The organism is Thalassolituus sp. UBA6592 (assembly GCF_002433655.1).
Classification (GTDB): Bacteria; Pseudomonadota; Gammaproteobacteria; order Pseudomonadales; family Oceanobacteraceae; genus Venatoribacter.
In genome coordinates, this window is record NZ_DJIO01000120.1 from 1 (window position 1) to 5895 (window position 5895).

Genomic DNA, 5895 nt, shown 5'->3' on the forward strand with positions numbered 1-5895 from the left:
CTGGCTTCGCTGCTGTGGGCACCACTGCAGCGCGTCAAAGAGGAATTTGAAGCCGCCGGAATGGCCGCACACCCGGCCATGCAGAAAGCCGCTGACCGCATTATGTCGCAGCAGCTGCAAGCCACCTCGATTCCCAAGCGTTTCTCCATTCCGATGCGTGAGATCTGGGAACTGCAGTTACGCCTGGCCCGTACCCAAAGCCGTAAAACCACAGAACTGCTGACGCATCCGCGTTTCCGCGCTGCGTACGATTTTGTTCTGCTGCGCGAGCAGTCCGGTGAAAACCTCAACGGTCTGGGTAAATTCTGGACCCGCCTGCAGCAGGAAAACCCGGATCTGGTGCCTGCCAGAGGCCGTTCTGAAGCCGATGGTGATGGTGAGCGCAGACGTCGCCGCCCACCACGCAAGCGCAACAACCGCCGCTCCTGATCACCCGAAGAGTAACACTATGACTGTTTGTTATATCGGGCTGGGAGCCAATTTAAATAACCCGGCGGAACAGATCGTTACGGCGTTGCAGGCCTTGGACAAAATGCCGCATTGTCGTTTACTGAGCTGGTCTTCATTGTATGGCAGCAAACCGCTGGGCCCGCAGGATCAGCCAGACTACCTGAATGTGGTGGCGGCGATCGATACCGATCTGGCGCCGGAAGCTCTGCTGGACGCAGTCAAACAACAGGAAGATTCACAGGGGCGGGTCAAACTCCGTCACTGGGGTGAGCGCACCATTGACCTGGATATTCTGCTTTATGGCGATGAGACCTACAGCTCTGATCGTCTGACAATCCCACACAAGGAGATGTGTAACCGCAGTTTTGTGGTGTTACCTCTGCTGGAAATTGCGCCACAGCTGATACTGCCAGACGGCAGGAAACTCGCGGCTCTGGAGCCGGAATTCAGCGGCGAAATCCAGCGTATAAGCGCATTGACGGTTGACTTATAACTGTCAATCCGCACCATACGCCCTCTTGGGCCTAAACCGGAGACCCTGAACCATGACTCCTATCAGTATCCGCTCACTGCAGGCAAAAAAAGCCGCCGGTGAGAAGTTTGCTGTACTGACGGCTTACGATTCGACCTTTGCCCATCTGGCAGCCGATGCCGGCGTCGACGTCCTGTTAGTAGGTGATTCACTGGGCAATGTTTTACAGGGCCACGACAGTACTCTGCCGGTCACGGTTGCCGATATGGCATACCACACCTCTTGTGTTGCCCGTGGAAACCGTCGTTCAGAAACCCCTGCGCTGATCATGACCGATCTGCCGTTTATGAGCTATGCCACTTTGGAACAGGGTCTTTCGAGTGCCCGCGAAGTGATGCAGGCCGGCGCTCACATGGTCAAACTGGAAGGTGATGACAGCCTGCTGCCGATCACCGCAGCACTGGCGTCACAGGGCGTTCCTGTGTGTGCCCATTTGGGGCTGACCCCACAGTTTGTAAACAAATTCGGTGGTTACCGGGTACAGGGGCGCGACAGCAGCGCTGCCGACGCCATGGTGGCCAATGCCGTTGCTCTGGCTGAAGCCGGAGCCGATATTATTTTGCTGGAGTGCGTACCAAATCCTCTGGCAGAGCGCATTACCAAAGCTGTTGAAGTACCCGTGATCGGTATCGGCGCCGGTAACAGCACCGATGCTCAGGTACTGGTGATGCATGACATGCTGGGGCTTAAAATTGGCCGCATGCCAAAGTTCGTAAAGAATTTCCTAACTGATGGCCGTAACGTACAGCAGGCGTTCAGCGCGTACGTGGAAGAAGTGAAAAACGGTCAATTCCCATCTGACGAATACAGTTTCAGCGAATGATTACAGTACATACTATCAGCGAACTGCGTGAGCACGTCCGCGAAGCCCGTAAACAGGGTCGTCGCATTGGTTTCGTACCGACTATGGGCAATCTGCATGATGGCCACATCAGTCTGGTCGACAATGCCATTCAGAACGAATGCTTTGTGGTTGCCAGCATCTTTGTTAACCCGCTGCAATTTGATGATCCCGACGACCTGGCGCGCTACCCACGCACGCTGGAACAGGATCAGGCCATGCTCGCCGGTGCCGGCTGTGAGGTTCTGTTTGCTCCGGACGTCAACGAGATGTATCCGGAAGGCCAGGACCGTCAGACCATTATCCACGTACCTGAGGTTTCCGAGGGTCTGTGTGGTGGCAGCCGTCCGGGTCACTTTGATGGCGTCGCCACCGTGGTCAACAAGCTGTTTAACATGGTGATGCCGGATATGGCATTTTTCGGTGAGAAAGACTTCCAGCAGGTCGCCGTGATCAAAAAAATGGTGGCTGACCTGTGCATGCCAGTGGAAATCGTACCGGTCGCTATCAAGCGTGCCGACGATGGTCTGGCGCTGAGCTCACGCAATGGCTACCTGACAGAAGTGGAACGCGAACAGGCCACCGGTCTGTTCCAGACCCTGCAGGAAATCGCTGAAGACTTCCGTGCCCACAAAGACGTTGAGCAAACACTGAAGACTGCACGTGAGCGTCTGGATCAGCGTGGTTTCCGTACTGATTACCTGGAAATCCGCCGCACCTCTGATCTGGCTCCGGCCACCCCGGACGACGACTCAGTCGTCATCCTTGGCGCAGCCTACATTGGCAAAGCCCGCCTGATCGACAACCTGCTGATCGACAACCTGACCATCACGTTGAATCCCTGAGCCCCCTGCGGCATACTCCGCCGCCCAACGGGCGGCGGTAACACCCACCTTTACCCCGCCCTGCAGACCCACCTCATATAAAAGAATAAGGGGACTTCATGCAGAGCATTATGCTGAAAGCCAAACTCCATCAGGCCCGCGTCACCCACGCCGTACTCAACTACGAAGGCTCCTGTGCCATCGACGGCAAGCTGCTGGACATGACCGGCATGCGCGAATTCGAACAGATTCAGATCTACAACATTGATAACGGCAAGCGCTTCACCACCTACATCATCCGTGGCGAAGACGGTTCCGGCATTATTTCTGTAAACGGTGCTGCTGCGCATCAGGCCAGCGTTGGTGACCGTGTGATCATCTGCACTTATGGCAATTTTGATGAAAGTGAACTGGCCAGCTTTAAACCGAAAATGGTGTACATGAACGAAGACAACAGCGTCAGCCACACCAGTTTTGATATTCCGGTACAGCTCGCCTGAGCTCTGTTCAGACCGTTAATTTCATATTATAAAAAGCCGCACCGCTCACGCTGTGCGGCTTTTTTATGCGCTTATCGGTGCCCTGTTTTGTTCGCCAATGCTGACCTTTTTTGCCCGCCGCCCGCCGCTTCCGTATACTCAGACGAAAATTGTTACTCAAGGAAACGGTATGTCTGTATCAGGAAGTCTTACGCAAACTGATATCTGGAAGTCGTTGCAGAAGCACTACGACGAGATTAAAGATCAGCACATGCGCGACTGGTTTGCCACGGACCCCAACCGCTTCGAACGCTTTCACGCGGAAGCTGCCGGCCTGTCACTCGACTTCTCGAAAAACCGTATCAATGAAGACACCATGCATCTGCTGATCCGCCTGGCACAGGAACGCAACCTGCCGGCGCAGATCGACAGCATGTTTACCGGCGAAGCCATTAACCGCAGTGAAAAACGTCCGGCGCTGCATACCGCACTGCGTAATTACAGCGACCGTCCGATTCTGGTCGATGGTCAGGACATCATGCCGGAAGTGCGTGAAACCGTGCACCGCATGGAAGAATTCTGCTGGAAAGTACGCCGTAACCAATGGCGCGGCTACAGTAACAAGCCATTTACCGATGTGGTTTCTATCGGCATCGGCGGCTCATTTTTAGGCCCGAAACTGGCCTCAGGGGCACTCAAACCCTATTGGGACAGCCGCCTGAACATTCATTATCTGGCCAACATCGATGGCTCGCACATTACCGAAATTCTCAAGCGTCTCGATCCGGCCACCACGCTGTTTATTATTCAGTCGAAATCCTTCGGTACTCAGGAAACGCTGAAAAATGCCACCGCCTGCCGCCAGTGGTTCCTGGATAACGGCGGTAACGAACAGGATCTGCCGAAACACTTTACCGCGGTATCCTCCAACGTCGAAAAAGCCAAAGCCTTTGGAATCGACGAAGAAAACATCTTCCCGATGTGGGACTGGGTTGGCGGTCGTTACTCCCTGTGGTCAGCCATCGGTCTGCCGCTGGCTCTGGCCATTGGTATCGATAATTTCCGCGACCTGCTGCGTGGCGCCTATGAAATGGATGAGCATTTCCGCACCGCCCCCTTAGCGCAGAATATGCCGGTGATTATGGCGCTGCTCGGCGTCTGGTATGTGAATTTCTTCGGCGTAAACTCCCACGCCATTCTGCCTTACGACCATTATCTGCGTTCGCTGCCGGCGCACCTGCAGCAGCTGGACATGGAGAGTAACGGTAAATCCATTACCATCGATGGCAATCAGGTGGATTACAACACCGGTCCGATTATCTGGGGTGGCGTTGGTACCAACGGCCAGCATGCGTTCCACCAGCTGCTGCACCAGGGCACGCACTTTTCGCCCTGTGATTTCATCATGCCGATGACCAGCCATAACCCGATTGATAACTTCCACGCCATGCTGGTATCCAACTGCCTGAGTCAAAGCCAGGCATTGCTGCAGGGTAAATCGGAAGACGAAGCCATCGCTGAGCTGACCGCCGCTGGCATGAGCAAAGCCGAAGCCATTGTACTGGCGGCGCAGAAAGTGATTCCCGGCAACCGGCCGAGCAACACCCTCTACTTCCCCAAAGCCAAGCCACAGACCATCGGCGCACTGATTGCCCTGTACGAGCACAAAGTCGCCGCTCAGGGCTTCCTGTGGGGCGTTAACTCCTTCGATCAATGGGGTGTGGAACTGGGCAAACAGCTGGGCAGCAAAGTACTCGGCGCGCTGGAATCTGACGCCATTCCGGAAGAGTTCGACGGTTCAACCAACGGCCTGGTGCGCGCCTTCCATCAGATGCAGAATCTGCTGTAAAAGCAGCGGTACACATATCAGGCCAACAGTGCAATGAATGCCTAACGGAAACAACTGGCCAGCCCCTGATTCTGGTCGCAGTTCTACACCAGAAAACTTAGAGCACGATCAGTTTCCGGGTTGACTAGGAGGCAGCGAGCCGGAAGGTTTTTAATCAGGAATTAAACGGATTTTTCTGAGCTGCCTGCGCGGCAGCGAGCGTAGCGGTTCTTCATTTTCGGCTGACCGTTCTTTTCTGAGCTACCTGCGCGGCAGCGAGCACATTTCCATCATATCTCCCGGAGCCTGACAATTTCTGAGCTGCCTGCGCGGCAGCGAGCTTCAGGCGCAGGAGTATCAGGCGCGGGCGAATTTTCTGAGCTGCCTGCGCGGCAGCGAGCCTGGCGACGTGACGAAGGAGTGGGATTCAACATTTCTGAGCTGCCTGCGCAGCAGCGAGCCCGGTGATGTGGTCTTCCACGATAAGGGGGCCTTTCTGAGCTGCCTGCGCGGCAGCGAGCTGCGTGATTTCCTGATCATGCTGCTGGATACATTTCTGAGCTGCCTGCGCGGCAGCGAGCCATCTAAAAAGCAGGTTGCAGTATCTGGTGCATTTCTGAGCTGCCTGCGCGGCAGCGAGCTTCCTGTGCATTTTAAGATCCTCAAAGTAGAATTTCTGAGCTGCCTGCGCGGCAGCGAGCCCGCAGCAGCAGCCAGCTCCGCAGCAACAAGCTTTCTGAGCTGCCTGCGCGGCAGCGAGCCCTAATTTGTGCTTAAAGGCCTTGTAATGGTATTTCTGAGCTGCCTGCGCGGCAGCGAGCCGTGTTTTCCAGCTGACGTTTATCTGATCGCATTTCTGAGCTGCCTGCGCGGCAGCGAGCATGGTGCTTGAGATACGTGCGTTACCGTTGCTTTTCTGAGCTGCCTGCGCGGCAGCGAGC

At 55.4% G+C, this 5895-nt stretch carries 5 protein-coding genes, 1 pseudogene and 1 CRISPR repeat array; all 6 genes and pseudogenes read left to right on the plus strand.

Translation table 11 applies throughout. The annotated features are described in order from the left end of the window. A pseudogene (locus tag B2Z72_RS11375) lies at positions 1-429 on the plus strand (polynucleotide adenylyltransferase PcnB); the annotation flags it as partial. A gap of 19 nt (positions 430-448) precedes the next feature. Further along, complete coding sequence (gene folK, locus B2Z72_RS11380) at positions 449-943, plus strand: 2-amino-4-hydroxy-6-hydroxymethyldihydropteridine diphosphokinase (RefSeq protein ID WP_296980836.1); 495 nt, start codon at positions 449-451, stop codon at positions 941-943. Between the two features lie 52 nt (positions 944-995). Next, a complete protein-coding gene (panB, locus tag B2Z72_RS11385; RefSeq protein ID WP_296980838.1) occupies positions 996-1805 on the plus strand; it encodes a 3-methyl-2-oxobutanoate hydroxymethyltransferase in 810 nt (269 codons plus the stop codon). Then, entirely contained in the window at positions 1802-2668 is an 867-nt protein-coding gene (panC, locus tag B2Z72_RS11390; RefSeq protein WP_296980840.1) for a pantoate--beta-alanine ligase, read from the plus strand. Before panB ends, panC begins: the two co-directional genes overlap by 4 nt. A gap of 98 nt (positions 2669-2766) precedes the next feature. Then, complete coding sequence (gene panD / locus B2Z72_RS11395; protein ID WP_296980842.1) at positions 2767-3147, plus strand: aspartate 1-decarboxylase; 381 nt, start codon at positions 2767-2769, stop codon at positions 3145-3147. A 169-nt stretch (positions 3148-3316) separates the two neighbouring features. After that, entirely contained in the window at positions 3317-4975 is a 1659-nt protein-coding gene (gene pgi / locus B2Z72_RS11400; protein WP_296980844.1) for a glucose-6-phosphate isomerase, read from the plus strand. Between the two features lie 172 nt (positions 4976-5147). Beyond that, a CRISPR array of direct repeats spans positions 5148-5895; the repeat unit is 28 nt; unit sequence TTTCTGAGCTGCCTGCGCGGCAGCGAGC.